Here is a 17,659-nt window from a genome sequence, read left to right as displayed (position 1 = left end):
GTCCGAACCAGGTGTGGGTCCGAGTGCTCGGCATCGGTGAGCCACGTGCCACTGCGGCGGTACGCTTGGCCTGGCCAGAGCCGCCCGAGCAATTCAAGCAAAAAGCCGGACTCCTCACGGAGCCCGGCTTTACTACATCATCAACAGATTAACTGAACGCCTAGGGCATGGCGGGGCTTTTGCTGTGCAGGTCGCCGTGCGGTCACGTGCCGCGATGCGGGTCGGAGTCGAACGGGCGCATGTCGCCATGGCCGCCGTCCCCGTTGCCGTCGCGGGGGCCGGGCGTGGGTTCGTCCAGCTTGTCGCCCAGCAGGCGCCGCACGGTGACGTAGAACACCGGGATCAGCAGCAGGCCGAGGAAGGTGGCGAACATCATGCCGCCGATCACGCCGGTGCCGATGGAGTGGCGGGAATTGGCGCCGGCACCGGTAGAGATGGCGAGCGGGAACACGCCCAGGATGAAGGCCAGCGAGGTCATCAGGATCGGGCGCAGTCGCAGCCGGGAGGCGGTGACCACGCCTTCGAACAGGCTCTTGCCGTGCGCCTGCTGCTCCACCGCGAACTCCACGATCAGGATGGCGTTCTTCGCCGCCAGGCCGATCACCGTGATCATGCCGATCTTGAAGTACATGTCGTTGGGCAGGCCGCGCAGCATGGAGAACACCACCGTGCCCAGCAGGCCCAGCGGCACCACCAGCAGCACCGCCACCGGGATCGACCAGCTCTCGTACAGCGCCGAGAGGCACAGGAACACCACGAAGATCGACAGCAGCATCAGCAGCGTGGCCGAGTTGCCGGCGAGGATTTCCTGGTAGGACTGGCCGGTCCAGTCGGCGCCGAAGCCCTTGGGCAGGTCGTTGTTGACGATGCCGTTCAGCACCGCCATGGCCTGGCCGGTGGAATAGCCCGGCCCTTCGCTGCCCACGATCTCCACCGCCTCGTAGCCGTTGTAGCGGGTGAGCGCGGGCGAGCCCATGCTCCACTTGGTCGTCACCACGCTGGACAACGGGATCATGTTGTACGGGTTGGTCGTGGAGAGCGGCGCGCTCGCCAAGCTGGAGCCCGAGCTGCCGTCCGTGGCGACGCCGGACGCGCCGCCGGCGAGGCTGCTCGGGCTGAACACGTGCTGCAGCGCCTCGGGGCCCATGCGGTAGGGCTGGTCGGCCTGCAGGTACACGCGCTTCACGCGGCCGCCATAGACGAAGTCGTTGACGTACACCGGCGCCAGGGTGAGCTGGATGGCGGTGTAGACGTCGCTGACCGAAAGGCCCATCGCCTGCGCCTGCACGCGGTCCACCTTCATCTCCAGCTGCGGGGCGTCCGGCAGCGAGTTCGGGCGCACGCCGAACAGGGCCGGGCTGCCCTGCGCCTTGCCGAGCACGGTGCCCAGCGCCTGCATCAGTTCGCCGTGCGACTGGCCGGCGCGCGCCTGCAGGTACATGTCCAGGCCGCCGAACTGGCTGAGGCCGCGGATGGTCGGCAGGTTGACCACGAAGATCTGCGCGTCGCGGATGCCATGCAGCACGCCGTTGGCCTGCATGATGAGCTGGTCCGCGGTGATCGCGCGCTCCTTCCAGTCCTTGAGCTTGATGAAGGCCATGCCGGTGCTTTCGCTCTGGCCGATGAAGCTGAAGCCGCTGATCTGGTAGATGCCCACGATGGCGTCGTTGAGCGGGCTCTTGTGCAGCCGCTCGCGGATCTCCGTCATCACGCCCTGGGTGCGCTGCAGGGTGGCGCCCGGCGGCAGGTTGACGATGGCCAGCGCGAAGCCCTGGTCCTCGCTGGGCACGAAGCTGGTCGGCAGGCGGGTGTAGAGCAGGCCCGCCAGCGCGGCGATCAGCACGAACACCAGCATCCAGCGCGGCGCGTGCCGCGCGGCGCTGCCGATGTGGCCGCTGTAGATGCGCGTGACCCTGTCGAACAGCTTGTTGAAACCGCGGTAGACGATGTTCTTCTTCTGCTCGTGGTTGGGCTTGAGCAGGGTCGCGCACAGCGCCGGCGTGAACGACAGGGCGAGGAAGGCGGAGAAGCCCATCGACACCGCGATGGTCAGCGCGAACTGCTTGTAGATCACGCCCGAGGCGCCGCCCTGGAAGGAGGAGGGCACGAACACCGCCGCCAGCACCACGGTGATCGCCACGATGGCGCCGGTGATCTGGCCCATCGCCTTGCGGGTGGCCTCCTTCGGCGCGAGGTGCTCCTCGGTCATGATGCGCTCGACGTTCTCGATCACCACGATCGCGTCGTCCACCACGATGCCGATGGCCAGCACCATGCCGAACAGGGTCAGCTGGTTGATGGTGAAGCCGAGCGCGAGCAGGCCGATGAAGGTGCCGAGCAGGGCGACCGGGATCACCAGGGTGGGGATGACGGTGGCGCGGAAGTTCTGCAGGAAGATCAGCATCACCAGGAAGACGAGGATGATCGCCTCCACCAGGGTGTGCACCACTTCCTCGATCGAGATGCGCACGAACGGCGTGGTGTCGTAGGGCGCGAACCAGCTGACGCCCTGCGGGAAGTCGCGGGCCAGTTCGTCCATCCGCGCGTTTACCGCCTTGGCCACGTCCAGCGCGTTGGCGCCCGGCAGCAGCTGCACGCCCAGGCCACCCACCGGCTGGCCGTTCCAGGTGGAGGCCAGGCCGTAGGACTGCGGGCCGAAGGTGATGCGCGCCACGTCGCTCAGCTTGACCACGGTGCCGTCGCTGTTGGCGCGCAGGATGATGCCGCCGAACTGCTCGGGCGTGGAGAAGCGGCCCTCGGCGGACACCGTAGCGGTGAAGCCCTGGTCCTTCGGCGCGGGGTCGGCGCCCACGGAGCCGGCGGCGAACTGCACGTTCTGGCCGGCGATGGCGTCGCGCACCGCGCTGGCGGAGAGGCCGTAGCCCTGCAGCTTGTCCGGGTTGAGCCAGATGCGCACGGCGTACTCGGCGCCGATCAGGCGGGTGCTGCCCACGCCGGGGATGCGCCCGATCTGGTCGCCCACCTGCGAGGCGATGATGTCGGCCAGGCGGCGCCCGTCGATCGCGGGGTTGTTCGACACCAGCGAGACGAACATCAGGAAGTCGGGGTTGTTCTTCGCCACCACCACGCCCTGCTGGGTCACCGCCGTGGGCAGGCGCGGCTGGGCCAGCGACACCTTGTTCTGGACCTGCACCTGGGCGATGTCCGGGTTGGTGCCGGTCTCGAAGGTGAGGGTGATGGTGGCCGAGCCGTTGGCGTTGGAGGAGGAGTTGAAGTACAACAGGTGGTCGATGCCGGTGAGCTGCTGCTCGATCACCTGGGTGACGTTCTTCTCCATGGTGTCGGCGTTGGCGCCGGGATAGGTGGCCGTCACCGTGACCTGCGGCGGCGCGATGTTGGGGTAGGACTCGATACCCATGTTGAACATCGCGATGGCGCCCACCATCGCGATGATGATGGCTACCACCCAGGCGAAGATCGGGCGATCGATGAAGAAACTCGGCATGGCGATCGGGCTCCCTTACTTGCCGGCCGTGGCGTTCGCGCCGCCGGCGGCCGTGCCGGGCTGGCCGGCGGCGGGGGCCGGCTGCCACGGCGAGGCCTTGGCGGGCGCGCCCGGCTGCACGGACTGCAGGCCCGACACGATGATCTTGTCGCCGGTGGCGAGGCCGCCGGTGACCACCCAGTTGCCCGCGTTCATGACGTCGGCGGCGACGTTCTTGCGCGCCACCTTGCCGTCCTGGCCGACCACCAGCGCGTAGGCGCCGGCGACGTCGCGCGAGATGCCCTGCTGGGGCACCAGGAACACGTTGTTCTGCTGGCCCAGGTTGGCGGTGAGGGTGACGTAGGTGCCGGGCAGCAGGCGCCGCTGCGGGTTGGGCAGCTGGGCGCGCAGGCTGATCGTGCCGGTGGTCGGGTCCACCGTGGCGCCGGAGAAGTCCAGCGCGCCCTGCTGGTCGTAGCGGCTGCCGTCGGGCAGGGTGACCTGCACGGTGGTCTTGCCCTGGTCGGACAGGCTGACGCTGCCGGCGCTCTGCGCGGCGCGCAGGCGGTCGAGGTCGGCCGAGCTCACGGTGAAGTTCACGTACAGCGGGTCGAGCTGGTCCACCGTGGTCAGCAGGGTGGCGTTGACGCCGCCGTCGACGTTGCTGTTGCCCACGATGGCGCCCTCGGTGACCCGCTGCTGGCCGGCGCGGCCGTCGATAGGCGCCACCACGCGGGTGAAGCCGAGGTTGACGCGGGCGCTCTCCACGTTGGCCTGGGCCTGCTTCACCGCGGCGGCGGCGGTGCGCTCGTTGGCCTCGGCGGTGTCCAGGTCCTGCTGCGAGATGTAGCCCTGCGGGCGCAGGTCGCGGTAGCGGCGCGCGATGGCGCGGTAGTTGGCGTAGCTGGCCTGGCTCTGCGCCAGCGTGGCGAGGTTGGCGTTGAGCGCGGCCTGGTAGACGGTGGGGTCGATCTGGAACAGCAGCTGGCCCTGCTTGACGTCGGTGCCTTCCTGATAGACGCGCTTGAGCACCACGCCGGACACGCGCGCGCGCACGTCGGCGCTGCGGTAGGCGGAGAGGCGGCCGACCAGGTCCTTGGTCAGCGGCACGTTCTGCGGCTGCGCAGTGACCACGCCCACCTCGGGCGTCGGCATCTGCGGAGGCCCCTGTTTCTTGCCGCAGGCGGCCAGCGCGAGCACGCCGAGGCACAGTGCGGAGGTGCGCAGTGTCGAGGACTTCATGGGGACTCCGTCTCTAAATATTGGATGGTGGTCGACTTCGGTGGATCGGCTTTCTTATTGTTGGGTCGGTTCGCCGGCGGAAGGCGGAAGCTTACGATGCCGCGATAACTTCCGGCACCGCGCTTCCACGACCCGATGCAGCAAGGGGGAACGGTCGAAGGGGCGGGCCGGAGGGGGAGCCAGAGCGGAACTATACTGACCAGTTCATATTTTGGGAACCGGTGCGGACCCGCACTTGCGAAGGCTTCCGGGCTGTGCGCAAAAGAGCGCGCCGGCGGCGGTGAGCGCCCCGTTCATCGGGCAGCATGCCAGCGCCGGCGCGGCGGTGCCCGCGGCGCGCGAAAAACACCGTGCGGACGTGTCCCGGCGCCACCTGCCGGCGCGTGCGGGCGCCGATGCTGCGGCGGTGGATTCGCCATGTTGCGCAGCGTATCCTTTTCGGGCTTTGCGCTCCCTCCCGACCCACAGTTGATGCCATGAATGTCATTCACGCGGTCCGCAACACGATCCCGTCGGTTGTTTTCGAGGAGCTGACGAAAAACGGTTTTCCGCCCGCGCGCCTCCCCGAGGCGCAATTTTTTATCGACGCCTTTTTCGCCCGGGCGGACAGCAGCGACGTGGAGTTGCACACGCCGGCGGAATGGGCCGAGCGGATCGGCGGCCTGCTGGAATTCATGCAGCAGCGCCGGCCCGGCACGGCGGCGGTGCGGGTGTTCAGCCCGGAGGGCGGTTTCGCCGGGCGCAGCCTGGTCGAGGTGGTCACCGACGACATGCCGTTCCTGGTCGACACGGTGACCATGGCGGCCTCGGCCGGCCAGCGCGTGCACGCGGTGATCCATCCGGTGGTCGCGGTCCGCCGCGATGCGCAGGGGCATTTGCTGCAGCTGGGCGCCGACGACGGCGTGGCCGAGTCGGTGATGTATTTCGAGGTCGACCGCGCCGCCGGCGAAGCGGAGCTGGCGCAGCTGAAGGCGGCGGTGGAAGCGGCGCTGGAAGACGTGCGCGTGGCGGTGCGCGACTGGCCGGCGATGAAGGCCAAGGCGCTCCAGATCGCCGACGAGCTGCCGCAGCGCCGGCTGCCGCTGGACGCCGCCGCGGTGCACGAGGCCGGCGAATGGCTGCGCTGGCTCACCGACGAGCATTTCATCTTCCTCGGCTACCGCGAGTACGAAGTGGTCGAGGCCGGCGGCGAGGAAGTGCTGCGTCCGCTGGAGGAATCGGGCCTGGGCATCCTGCACAAGGGCGAGCGCTCGGTGGCGCCGCGTTCGCTGCGCAGCCTGGTTGCCAGCGGCCTGCCGCAGTCGGGCGCGATCGACGCCATCATCCTCACCAAGACCAACGCGCGCTCGGTGGTGCACCGGCCGGGCTACATGGACTACGTGGGCGTGCTGCGGTTCGACGCCGCCGGCAAGCCAGTGGCCGAGCAGCGCTTCCTGGGCCTGTTCTCCTCCAACGCCTACATGGCGCGGCCGCAGGACGTGCCGCTGGTGCGCCAGAAGGTGGAGGCGGTGATGGAGCGCTCGGGGCTCAAGCGCGACTCCTACCTCGGCAAGTCGCTGCGCCACATCGTGGAGACGCTGCCGCGCGAGGAACTGTTCCAGGGCGGCGAGGACGAGCTGGCCGCCACCGCCAACGGCATCCTCGAGCTGCGCCACCGCGCCCGCACGCGCCTGTTCGTGCGCCGCGACCGCTACGAGCGCTTCTACACCTGCCTGGTGTTCGTGCCGCGCGACCGCTTCAACACCGCGGTGCGCGAGCGCATCGAGCAGCGGCTGAAGGACGCGCTGCACGGCGAGCAGCTCGACTCCCAGGTGCTGCTTGGCGAGGCCGCGCTGGCGCGCCTGTACCTGGTGGTGCGCCCCAAGGTGGGCGACCGCGCCGCCTACGACGCGGCGGCGCTGGAGCAGGACGTGGCCGCCATCGTGCGCAACTGGCACGACGAGTTGCGCGCCGAGCTGGTCGCCGCGCGCGGCGAGCACGACGGCGTGGTGCTCGCCAACCGCTACGGCCGGCTGCTGCCGGCCGGCTACGTGGAGGACGTGAGCCCGGCGGTGGCCGCCGAGGACGTGCACCAGCTCGCGCTGCTGGACGGGGACGATGCCGTGCGCATGTCCTTCTACCACCCGCCGCAGCGCCCCGGGGCGCTGCGCTTCAAGGTCTACCGCTCCGGCTCGGACATTGCCCTGTCCGAAGTGCTGCCGCAGCTGGAGAACCTCGGCCTGCGCGTGCTCACCGAGCACGTCTACGACATCCGCACCGGCGGCACGCCGCTGTTCATCCAGGACTTCGAGGTGCAGCCGGTCGGCAACCTCACCTTCAGCGTGGAGCAGGTGGGCTCGCTGTTCGAGCACGCCTTCGAGCAGGTGTGGCGCGGCAACGCGGAGAACGACGGCTTCAACCGCCTGGTGCTCGGCGCCAAGCTGAGCTGGCGCCAGGTGGCGATGCTGCGCGGCTACTGCAAGTACCTGCTGCAGACCGGCGTGGCCTTCTCGCAGGCCTACATGGAGGACGCGCTCAACCGCTATCCGGCCATCGCCGGCCTGCTGGTGGAGCTGTTTCTGGCCAAGTTCGACCCGCGCCGCGAGCAGCTTCCCGCCGAGGCCCTGCATGAGGCCGGCGAGGCATTGGCCGAGGAAATGCGCGCGCTGATCCCGCCCGCCACGCAGGAGGTGCACCCGGACCTGGTCGATGGCCTGGTCGCGGTGCTCTCGCTGCCGCGCGCTGAGCAGACTAGGCGGATCGACGAGGTCATCGGCCTGTTGCTGGAGGGCGTGGCCAGCCTCGACGACGACCGCATCCTGCGCAGCTTCCGCGCGCTGGTGCGCGCCACCCTGCGCACCAGCTTCTTCCAGCAGTGGGACGGCGCCTGGCGGCCCTACGTCAGCTTCAAGTTCGACTCGCACCAGGTGCCCGAGCTGCCCAAGCCGGTGCCGTACCGCGAGATCTTCGTCTACGCGCCGCGGGTGGAAGGCATCCACCTGCGCTTCGGCCCGGTGGCGCGCGGCGGCCTGCGCTGGTCCGACCGCCGCGAGGATTTCCGCACCGAGGTGCTGGGCCTGGTGAAGGCGCAGATGGTGAAGAACACGGTGATCGTGCCGGTGGGCTCCAAGGGCGGCTTCTACGTCAAGCGCCCGCCGCAGGGCGGCGACCGCGACGCGCAGCTGGCCGAGGGCATCGCCTGCTACCGCATGTTCATCGCCGGCCTGCTCGACATCACCGACAACCTGGTCGAGGGCAAGCTGGTACCGCCGCACGAGGTGATGCGCCACGACGGCGACGACCCGTATCTGGTGGTGGCCGCCGACAAGGGCACGGCGACCTTCTCCGACATCGCCAACGCCATCTCGGTGGAGCACGGCTTCTGGCTCGGCGACGCCTTCGCCTCCGGCGGCTCCAACGGCTACGACCACAAGGGCATGGGCATCACCGCCAAGGGCGCGTGGGAGTCGGTCAAGCGCCACTTCCGCGCGCTCGGCCGCGACACGCAGGGCCAGGACTTCACCGTGGTGGGCATCGGCGACATGTCCGGCGACGTGTTCGGCAACGGCATGCTGCTGTCCAAGCACACGCGGCTGCTGGCGGCGTTCGATCATCGCCACGTGTTCATCGACCCGAACCCGGACGCGGCGCGCTCCTTCGCCGAACGCGAGCGGCTGTTCAAGCTGCCGCGCTCCTCCTGGGACGACTACGACAAGTCGCTGATCTCCGCCGGCGGCGGCGTGTGGCCGCGCACGCTCAAGGCCATCCCGGTGTCGCCCGAGGCGCGCGCGGCACTGGGGCTGAAGGCCGGCGTGGCGCAGCTGTCGCCGAACGAGCTGTTGAGCGCGATCCTCAAGGCGCCGGTGGATCTGCTGTGGAACGGCGGCATCGGCACCTACGTCAAGGCCGCCGCCGAGAGCCACGCCGAGGTGGGCGACCGCGCCAACAACGCGCTGCGCGTCAACGGCGTGGAACTGCGCTGCAAGGTGGTGGGCGAGGGCGGCAACCTCGGCTTCACCCAGAAGGGCCGCATCGAGGCCGCGCAGCACGGCGTGCTGCTCAACACCGACTTCATCGACAACTCCGCCGGCGTGGATACCTCCGACCACGAGGTGAACATCAAGATCCTGCTCGACGACGCCGTGCAGCGCGGCGAGCTGACGGTGGAGGCGCGCAACAAGCAATTGGCCGCGATGACCGACGAGGTCGGCCAGCTGGTGCTGTGGGACAACTACCGGCAGAACCAGGCGATCACCCTGATGGAGCGCCAGTCGGTGCGGCGCATCGGCTCGCTGGCGCACTTCATCCGCACGCTGGAGCTGGAGGGCCTGCTCGACCGCCAGGTGGAGAACCTGCCGAGCGAGGCCGAGCTGACCGAGCGCCGGACGCGCGGCCAGGGCATGACGCGGCCGGAACTGGCGGTGCTGTTCTCCTACGACAAGATCCGCCTGTACCAGCAACTGCTCGATTCGGACGTGCCGGAAGACCCATACCTGTCCAAGGAGCTGGTGCGCTACTTCCCCGCGCCGCTGCACGAGACCTACGCCGCGCACATGCAGCGCCACCGGCTCAAGCGCGAGATCATCGCCACCGCGGTGACCAACTCCACCATCAACCGCATGGGCGCCACCTTCATGATGCGCATGCAGGAGGACACCGGGCAGGGCCCGGCGGCGATCGCCAAGGCGTACACGGCGGCGCGCGAGATCCTCGACGCGCGCGAGCTGTGGGCGCAGATCGAGGCGCTGGACGGCAAGGTGGCCGAGGCCACCCAGCTCGACGCGGTGCTGCAGATCTGGTCGCTGCTGCGGCACCTCACGCGCTGGCTGCTCAACCGCCCCGGCGGCACGCTGGACATCGCCGCCAACGTGGAGCGCTACCGCGCCGGCGTGACTGCGCTGCGCCTGGCGCTGCCCGACGCGCTCCCCCCCACCGGCCGCGAGGACTTCGCCTCCACCCAGGAGAAGTGGGAAGGCCTGGGCATGCCGGCCGGGCTGGCCGTGCGGCTGGCCCGCATGCCGGTGCTGCGCGCGGTGCTGGACATGGCCGAGGTGGCGCAGCAGAGTGGCGAGCCGATCGCCAAGGTCGCCAACGTGTTCTACGGCCTGGGCGAGGCGCTGGACCTGGAGTGGCTGCGCAACCAGATCGAGGCGCTGCCGGTGGAAGGCCACTGGCACGCGCAGGCGCGCGGCTCGCTGCTGGACGAACTCAACCACCAGCACCGCGCCCTGGCGCAGCAGGTGCTGGCCTGGGCCAGGGGACGCGCCGACGCCGCCGCGCCGGTGCGGAGCTGGCTCGAACGCGACGACGCCACCCTGCGCTACACCCGCAGCATGCTGGCGGAGATCCTCACCCAGAACGCCGACTACCCGATCGCCTCGGTCGCGGTGCGTCGCCTGGCGCAGCTGGCGCAGGTGCCGGTTTGAAGGGCCGGGAATAGAGAGTGGGGAATAGGGAATAGGTGCGGCGGCCTCCTTGCCGTCGTCGAGGCCGGGGGGAATCCTTGCCGCGCGAGGCCAGGATGGCCTCCCAACCCTCCCCTGCGCGCAGGGGAGGGAGCCTGGACAGAGGCTTAGCCGTTCGACAGCGCCTGCAGCCGGTCGTACGCTCCGTTGAAGGTGTCCTGGTCGCCGGGGAAGGTGCCCGAGTCGGCGTACTGCCAGAGCGTGTAGTAGGCCCAGGCGTAGGGCAGCGTGCCCGGCGAGGTCGAGTAGCGCGCCACCCACAGCGGGCTGCTGTTGCTGAAGTTGCCGTAGGTGCCCACGCACTGCGTCCACCAGCTGTTGCTGGTGTAGATCACCGGCCAGCGACCCGTGCGCAGGTGGTACTCGTTGCTGAAGTCGCTGATCCAGGCGGCCATGCCGCTCTGGCTGAGCCCGTAGCAGGTGGCGCCGTAGGGGTTGTACTCCATGTCCAGCGCGCCGGGCAGCGTCTTGCCGTCGCCCGACCAGCCGCCGCCGTGATTGACGAAGTAGTCGGCCTGCGTGTGCCCGCTCGACACGTCCGGCCGCGCGAAGTGGTAGGAGCCGCGGATCATGCCCACGTTGTAGGAGCCGTTGTACTGCTGCGCGAAGTACGGGTTGGTGTAGCCGGTGCCCTCGGTGGCCTTGACGTAGGCGAAGCGTGCGCCGTTGCTCCATGCGCCGCTCCAGTTCACGTTGCCCTGCCAGCCGCTCACGTCCATGCCCGCCACCGAGCCGGTGGCGGCGGCGAACAGCATGGTATTGACCTGCGGCTGGTAGCGGTTGCCCTCGTGCAGGCGGATCTGCGAGCCCATGGGGTGGTCGAGCACGGCGATGCGCGCGGCCAGGTCGAGCGGGATGTCCGGGTTCAGGCGGTCGAGCGCGTGCAAATCCAGGCCCGGCTGCTGGGGTTGGCCCTGTTCGGCGTGGGTCAGGCCGGCGCCGAGGAGGCCGGTGGAGACGGCGAGCGATACGGCGATGGTGCGAGCAAGCTTGAGCATGTCATTCCCTCATCCTGTGAATGGAATTTCGAGTGCAGGCGCCGGGCTTGAGGCCGCTCCGCTTCCGGCAGGGCAGGCGGGCGCGTGGGCCCGCAGGCGATGGCCGGCGCCGCGCGGCTTGACGCAACAGGCGCAAGAGCCGCTGCCCGCGTGCCTGGGCCTGTCGAGCTCTCGTGCCGGAAAGATCGAGGCTCCCCTGGGGAGGCGTTTGGCAGGCGGACGCGCTGCGCCGTATGCCGGACCCCGATGCCTGCGCCTGTCACTCACGTCCCCGGCCGCCTGCTGCATGCGGCCGGGCGAATGCACTTATGCCATGCAGGCAAGGGCGAAACCGTGACCGGATGCGCGGCCCCTTGCCGCGATGCGGAAGGCATGGCCGGTTCTGGCTACGCCATCGCAGCGTGCGCCGCGGCGAATGCGATGGCACGCATTTCCTTGCGCATCGTGCGCGCGTACCTGGCCTTCGCCCGGCGCTGCGCCGATACGCCGCAGCGGTCCGGCGCGGGCTCGGCTCGTCATGGCCTCGCCTCGCGCCGTATCGTAAGCTCGATGCTTCTTCGCTGCCCCGTCGCCCCATGCGCCTAGCTTTCGTCGCCAGCCACACCAGCGTCGCCCAAGAGGCGCGGCATGCCCTGGTCGAGCGCTACGGCGAGGTGCCGCCGGCGGAGGCGGAGGTGATCGTGGCCCTGGGCGGCGACGGCTTCATGCTGCGCACGCTGCACACCTACCGCGCGCTCGAGGTGCCGGTGTACGGCATGAAGCTCGGCCAGGTCGGCTTCCTGATGAACAAGTACCGGGCGGAGGACCTGCCCGGGCGCATCGCCAAGGCCCACGCGGCGGTGCTGCATCCGCTGGAGATGCACACGGTCGACGTCGCCGGCGTCGAGCGCAAGGCGCTCGCCTTCAACGAAGTGTCGCTGATAAGGCAGAGCAACCAGGCCGCGCACCTGGAAGTGAAGCTCGACGGCGAGGTGAAGCTGCCCGTGCTGGTGTGCGACGGCGTGCTGGTCGCCACGCCGGCCGGCTCCACCGCCTACAACCTTTCCGCCTACGGGCCGATCCTGCCGCTGGACGCCAACGTGCTGGCGCTGACGCCGATCAGCGCGTTCCGCCCGCGCCGCTGGCGCGGCGCGATCCTGCCGCACCGCACCGAGGTCTCGCTGCGCATCCTCGACCCCGGCAAGCGCCCGGTGAGCGCCACCGCCGACTTCCACGAAATGCGCGACGTGCTGCGCGTGGACGTGCGCCAGGCGGAGGGGCGGGGCGTGAGCCTGCTGTTCGATCCGGAGCACAACCTGGAACAGCGCATCCTGGACGAGCAGTTCGCGCAGGATTGAGCCCCACGGCACACGGATGGAACCGGCAGCGAAGTGAATGAGGCGCGCGGCGTTTCCGCTACCCTTTGCCCCGCTTCGCAGTAGATTGCCCCCATGACCCAGCCAGCCGGCAACGCCCACGATCCTTCCTCGCCCAGCGACAACCGCCTGGTGGTGGCGATCTCCTCGCGGGCGCTGTTCGACATGGGCGACAGTCACGCGCTGTTCGAGCGGGAGGGGCTGGACGCCTACCGCGCGTTCCAGATCGAGCACGAGGAGGAGATCCTCGCGCCGGGCGTGGCCTTCCCGCTGGTGCAGAAGCTGCTCGGCCTCAACCGGCTGGCCGGCGACGTGCCGCCGGTGGAGGTGATCCTGCTCTCGCGCAACTCCGGCGACACCGGGCTGCGCATCTTCAATTCCATCCAGCACTACGGCCTGGAGATCAGCCGCGCCGCTTTCACCAGCGGCGCGCCGACCTCCGACTACATCGCGCCGTTCAAGGCCGACCTGTTCCTCTCCGCCAACGCGGAAGACGTGGGGCGCGCGCTGGTCGCCGGCGTGGCGGCGGCCACCATCCTGCCGTCCGGGGCGCCGCCGCGGGCCAGCGAGCAACTGCGCATCGCCTTCGACGGCGATGCGGTGATCTTCGGCGACGAGGGCGAGCGCGTCTCGCGCGAGGAAGGGCTGGACGCTTTCCATCGCAGCGAGGTGGCGCGCGCGCAGGAGCCGCTCTCGGTCGGCCCGTTCCGCGGCTTCCTCACCGCGCTGCATCGCCTGCAGGCGGCGTTCCCGGCCGAGGACTCGCCGATCCGCACCGCCCTGGTCACCGCGCGCTCGGCGCCGGCGCACAAGCGGGTGATCCTCACCCTGCGCCGCTGGGGCGTGCGCATCGACGAGGCGCTGTTCCTCGGCGGGCGCGACAAGGGGCCGTTCCTGGACGCCTTCGGCGCCGACATCTTCTTCGACGATTCGCCGGCCAACGTGGAGTCCGCCCGCCGGCACGTCGCCACCGGCCACGTGCCGCATGGCGTGAGCAACGTCTGAGGCCGCGGTTTCCGCGGCCCCGAACCCCGTGCCACCGCCATCCGGCGCGGCGCGGCGCGTTGCAGGATGGCGCCTGCGGCGCGATAAATGGACGGCCGCCAGACCGGCGGCGTCAAGGGGAATCGTGATGAAGACGCGCAATCGCCTTGTTGTCCAAATGTTCCTGTTCGCCGGCCTTGCCGGCCTCGGCGGCGCCGAATCCTCGGCCCAGGTCAGCGGCAGCTGTCCGCCGTGCCTGCTCGCCCTGCAGAACTGCACGAAGGGTTGGGACGAATGCATGGCCGAGTACTACCAATGCGTCAGCATCGCCTGCCCGGGGCAGCGCACCATGGCGAAGACGGCCGAGACGCTGCGTCGGCAGGCGGCCCGGCAGCCGGCGGTGGGCGTGGCCGAACCCTGATCGCGGGCCAGGCGTGGCCGGCCGTGTGGGCGGCCACCACTAAAAGGGCGGCCTTGCGGCCGCCCTCCGCCCTGTGCGTTGAACGGGGTTGGGGTCAGGTGTTCTTGTGACTCTGCTGGCCGGCCTTGACGTGCTGCTCGTGAGTGCCGCCGCTGCTCTGCTTGCCAGCGGCCACGTGCTGCTCGTGGGTGGCATGGTCGCCACCACCGGCTTTGCCGCCCTTGCTTGCGATTTCGCGTTGTTTCTCTTCATCCATGGATGCGAAGCCGCGCTTGCTGGGTTGGTTGGCCATATCGTTCCTCCGGATGTCGTACCAAGGTCCGCCAGTTCAGCGAACGCTTCCGACCCTACGCGCCCGCGCATAAACAATCCGTGGGGTGGGGATGAAGTGGCCTTGGGCAGATGTGCCCAGGGCGTGACCGTCGCGCGCGGAGCGTCCGGCGGCGCGCGGCGGCTTCGCCTGCAAGCGTTTGATCGGGCTTTGGCGTGTTGCTAGGTTTGCAATGCTTTGACGAACTTTTTTCGCGAGGACGCCTTGTCGAATTCCAGGCCACAGGCCGTGCTGTTCGTCTGCACGGGAAACATCTGCCGCTCGCCCACCGCGCATGCGCTGCTGCTGCACAAGGCGCGCGGGGCGGGGTTGTCCATCGAGGTCGACAGCGCGGCGGTCAGCGGCGAGGAGCTGGGCAATCCGCCCGACCGGCGCGCCGTGGTCGAAGCGCGCCGGCGCGGCGTCGCCATGCCGGCGCACCGCGCGCGCCGGGTCGAGCCCGGCGACTTCGCACGCTTCGACTGGCTGGTCGGCATGACGCACGCCCATTGCGCGGCCCTGCGCCGCCTCGCGCCGCCGGGCCAGGAGGGCAGGGTGCGCCTGCTGCTGGACTACGTGCCCGAGCTGGCCGGCGAGGACGTGCCCGATCCATGGTTCGGCCCGCCCGCCGCCTTCGTCGAGGCCTTCGACCTGATCGAGCGCGGCGTGGATGCCCTGCTCGCGGAGCTGGCGCGCGAAGTGGCCGCGTAGGCGCGCGATGGACGATGCGGGCCACGTCGAGCGCATGCTGGGCCGGCGGCCGGTGCGGCTGCTGCCGGTGGGCGGCGGCGACATCGCGCGCAGCCTGTGCGCCGTGTTCGCCGACGGCGAGCGGGCGATGATCAAGTGCGCGCGCGCCGGCCAGCCTTCGCTGCGGCTGGAGGCGCGCATGCTGGCCGACCTGCGCGCGGCCGGCCTGCCGGTGCCGGACGTGCTGGGCGGCGACGACACGCTGCTCGGGCTGGCCTGGATCGAGCACGCGCCCGGCGGACTGGACGCCGGCGCCCAGCGCGAGGCTGGCCGGGCCATCGCCCGCCTGCATGCGGCGCCGGCGGGCGAGCGCTACGGCTACCGCTACGACACGGTGATCGGCAGCCTGCATCAGCCCAACCCGTCCACGGCGAGCTGGCTCGCGTTCTTCCGCGACCAGCGGCTATTGCATCGTGCGGACCACGCGCTGGCCGCCGGACGGCTGCCGGCCGCGTTGCGCCGGCGCCTGGATACGCTGGCGGGCCGGCTGGAGCATTGGCTGGACGAGCCCGCCATGCCCAGCCTGGTGCACGGCGACCTGTGGGGCGGCAACATGCTCGGCCGCCGCGGCGCGCTGGCCGCCTTCATCGACCCGGCCCTCTACCACGGGCACGGCGAGGTGGACCTGGCGATGGCGATGCTGTTCGACAGCGTGGGCGCGCCGTTCTTCCAGGGCTATGCCGAGGTGCGGGAGCTCGCGCCCGGTTTCTTCGAGCGGCGCTGCGAGCTGTACAACCTCTATCCGCTGCTGGTGCATGTGGAGTTGTTCGGCGGCAGCTATGTGGGGGCGGTGGAGCGCACGCTGGCGCGGTTCGGGTGCTGAGAGCCTGTGCGTGGTCTACCGAGATGGGGTGTGAGGGGATGTGCCGTGTTGTCGAGGGCTTGCCGCATGCTGGCCGGTCTTTGTGGCCGGTGTTTCGCTCATCTGCCGATGAGCGAGTTACTTCTCTTTAGCTTGTCCACGCACGCGCTTGGAGCGCGTGCGGACGGCGAGGCCGGCCCGAAGGGCGAACGCAAGGCCCGTGCCGATTCCAGGCATGCTTCCGGGGTCGTGTGCGGTCCCTAGGCGTATTGCATCTTCACCGTCATGCCGCCGTCGGCCACGAAACACTGCCCGGTGACGAAGCCGGCCCGGTCGGAGAGCAGCCACACCGCCAGTGTGCCGATGTCCTCCGGCGTGCCGACGCGGCCGGCGGGATGCTGGGCGTGGTCGCGGCGGCTGAGTTTGGGTCGGCGGCGTGCATCGGGCTTGCGCCAGGCGTCGGTGGCGATCCAGCCGGGCAGGATGGCGTTGACCCGCACCTGCGGCCCCGCGCTCACCGCCATCGCATGCGTCAGCGCCGTCAGGCCGCCCTTGCTCGCCGCGTAGGCTTCGGTGTCCGGCTCGGATTGCAGCGCGCGGGTCGAGGCGATGTGCACGACCGCGCCGCGCGCCTGCCGCAGCGACGGCAGTGCGTGCTTGCTGCACAGGAAGGCGCCGGTGAGGTTGGTGGCGAGGTAGCGGTTCCATTGCGCCAGTTCGAGCCGTTCCAGCGGGCCGCTGTGCGGATCGGCGATGCCTGCGTTGTTGACCAGGCCATCGAGACGGCCGAAGCATGCCTGCGCCGCCTCGACCCAGCGCCGCACGCTGGCCTCGCGTGACACGTCCAGGCGGCGGAAGGCGGCGCGCTCGCCGGCTTGCCACTCGGCGAGGCAGGCGCGCCCGGCCTCGGCATCGAGGTCGCCGATCATCACCGAGCCGCCCGCGCCGAGCACGGCTTGCGCGACGCCGCGGCCGATGCCCTGCGCGCCGCCGGTGATGAGCACCACGCGGCCGCGCAGCGGGCTGGCGTCGAACTCGGCGGTGGCGGGCGTGAGCGGCATGGCGGTTCTCCGTTGGGCAGGGGAGGGAAAGCACTAGCGTAGTGCGGCGGGGCGAGGGGATCACGGGCGTGGCCTTCACGCACATGGGGGCCGCCTTGCGCGCACGCAGGTTTGCGGGACCGGGCGCCGCGCTGTCATCGCCACGGCGCGTGGCGCGTTGATGCAGCGGTGAACCCACGGCCCGATCGCCGGTCTCAAGAGGGACGTGGGCCACCTCGTCCGCCGCTTCCGGAATACGCCATGAAACCGCTCGTCACCGCCGCGCTGTTCCTGTTCGCCGCCGCCCCCGTGCTGGCGCAGTCGCAGTCGAACCGTCCGCTGGACCTGAAGCTGCACCCGGACACCGCGCCGGCCTCGGTCTCGACGGCGCCCGGCGTGTACTACGGCGATACCAGCGGCCGCCGCGGCGACGAGGACGAGCAAGCGCAGGCACCCGACCCGGACGCGGGCAAGCCGACCCAGATCCACGGCAGCGTGAGCACCTCGATTGGCTACGCCAAGGGCTTCGGCACCGGCGTCACCAATGCCGCGCAGCTCGACATCAGCCACCGCACCGACGACAACAACCGCTTCGACGTGCACATCGGCGTGGCCAACGGGCATGGCTTTCCCGCTGCGGGGCCCTGGGGCTATCCCTGATCGGTGGTGCCTGAATGCGTGAGCGCCGCTGCGCAGCCTGTTTACGATCTTCCTGCTGGTGTCCGAGAGGGAAAGCGTGCAGTGTTGTTGAAGCCCAATCCTGTTGTTGAAATCCCATCGCAGACTGGCCGGCCCTTGGCCGGGGTTTCGCTCCCCCCTCGCCGCACCCCAGGGGCCCCGGAAGAGCCGCGCACATCCCTGTGCGCAC

The 17,659-nt window shown here is 70.0% G+C and carries 12 protein-coding genes; 7 read left to right on the top strand and 5 right to left on the bottom strand.

What is annotated here, in order from left to right:
- Positions 1-202: 202 nt before the first annotated feature.
- Together ACH65_RS06065 and ACH65_RS06060 are read right to left on the bottom strand one after the other, a co-directional pair.
- Entirely contained in the window at positions 203-3,466 is a 3,264-nt protein-coding gene (locus tag ACH65_RS06065) for an efflux RND transporter permease subunit (RefSeq protein ID WP_049621691.1), read from the bottom strand.
- Between the two features lie 15 nt (positions 3,467-3,481).
- Positions 3,482-4,687, bottom strand: a complete 1,206-nt coding sequence (locus ACH65_RS06060) for an efflux RND transporter periplasmic adaptor subunit (protein ID WP_049621690.1) — start codon at positions 4,685-4,687, stop codon at positions 3,482-3,484.
- A gap of 476 nt (positions 4,688-5,163) precedes the next feature.
- Here ACH65_RS06060 and ACH65_RS06055 point away from each other — a divergent pair, with 476 nt between their 5' ends.
- Positions 5,164-10,092, top strand: coding sequence for an NAD-glutamate dehydrogenase (locus ACH65_RS06055; protein WP_049621689.1), 4,929 nt, complete (start codon positions 5,164-5,166; stop codon positions 10,090-10,092).
- Between the two features lie 146 nt (positions 10,093-10,238).
- Here ACH65_RS06055 and ACH65_RS06050 read toward each other — a convergent pair whose 3' ends face one another.
- Positions 10,239-11,129 carry a lysozyme gene (locus tag ACH65_RS06050; RefSeq protein ID WP_082190166.1) on the bottom strand — a complete coding sequence of 297 codons (891 nt, stop codon included), beginning with the start codon at positions 11,127-11,129 and terminating at the stop codon, positions 10,239-10,241.
- A gap of 575 nt (positions 11,130-11,704) precedes the next feature.
- Here ACH65_RS06050 and ACH65_RS06045 point away from each other — a divergent pair.
- From ACH65_RS06045 to ACH65_RS06035, 3 genes are all read left to right on the top strand, one after another.
- Positions 11,705-12,466: an NAD kinase gene (locus ACH65_RS06045; protein ID WP_049621688.1), complete on the top strand. Its 762-nt coding sequence runs from the start codon at positions 11,705-11,707 to the stop codon at positions 12,464-12,466.
- A gap of 93 nt (positions 12,467-12,559) precedes the next feature.
- Entirely contained in the window at positions 12,560-13,489 is a 930-nt protein-coding gene (locus ACH65_RS06040) for a 5'-nucleotidase (protein ID WP_049621687.1), read from the top strand.
- A gap of 127 nt (positions 13,490-13,616) precedes the next feature.
- Positions 13,617-13,889 (top strand): hypothetical protein, encoded by a 273-nt coding sequence (locus ACH65_RS06035; RefSeq protein ID WP_153242497.1) that lies wholly within the window; start codon positions 13,617-13,619, stop codon positions 13,887-13,889.
- 94 nt (positions 13,890-13,983) lie between these two features.
- Here the strand turns inward: ACH65_RS06035 and ACH65_RS06030 are convergent, their stop codons facing one another.
- Complete coding sequence (locus tag ACH65_RS06030; protein WP_049621685.1) at positions 13,984-14,181, bottom strand: KGG domain-containing protein; 198 nt, start codon at positions 14,179-14,181, stop codon at positions 13,984-13,986.
- Between the two features lie 243 nt (positions 14,182-14,424).
- Here ACH65_RS06030 and ACH65_RS06025 point away from each other — a divergent pair, with 243 nt between their 5' ends.
- Together ACH65_RS06025 and ACH65_RS06020 are read left to right on the top strand one after the other, a co-directional pair.
- Complete coding sequence (locus tag ACH65_RS06025) at positions 14,425-14,910, top strand: low molecular weight protein-tyrosine-phosphatase (RefSeq protein ID WP_082190165.1); 486 nt, start codon at positions 14,425-14,427, stop codon at positions 14,908-14,910.
- Positions 14,911-14,917: 7 nt separating this feature from the next.
- Entirely contained in the window at positions 14,918-15,772 is an 855-nt protein-coding gene (locus ACH65_RS06020) for a fructosamine kinase family protein (protein WP_049621683.1), read from the top strand.
- Positions 15,773-16,011: 239 nt separating this feature from the next.
- Here ACH65_RS06020 and ACH65_RS06015 read toward each other — a convergent pair whose 3' ends face one another.
- Complete coding sequence (locus ACH65_RS06015; RefSeq protein WP_049621682.1) at positions 16,012-16,812, bottom strand: SDR family oxidoreductase; 801 nt, start codon at positions 16,810-16,812, stop codon at positions 16,012-16,014.
- A gap of 240 nt (positions 16,813-17,052) precedes the next feature.
- Between ACH65_RS06015 and ACH65_RS06010 the strand changes: the two genes are divergently transcribed.
- Positions 17,053-17,451 carry a hypothetical protein gene (locus tag ACH65_RS06010; protein WP_049621681.1) on the top strand — a complete coding sequence of 133 codons (399 nt, stop codon included), beginning with the start codon at positions 17,053-17,055 and terminating at the stop codon, positions 17,449-17,451.
- The last annotated feature ends 208 nt before the right edge of the window (positions 17,452-17,659 follow it).

Source organism: Frateuria defendens, assembly GCF_001182895.1.
Lineage (GTDB): Bacteria > Pseudomonadota > Gammaproteobacteria > Xanthomonadales > Rhodanobacteraceae > Frateuria_B > Frateuria_B defendens.
Note: the sequence above shows the minus strand (reverse complement) of the source record. Positions and strands in the feature narration are given on the sequence as shown.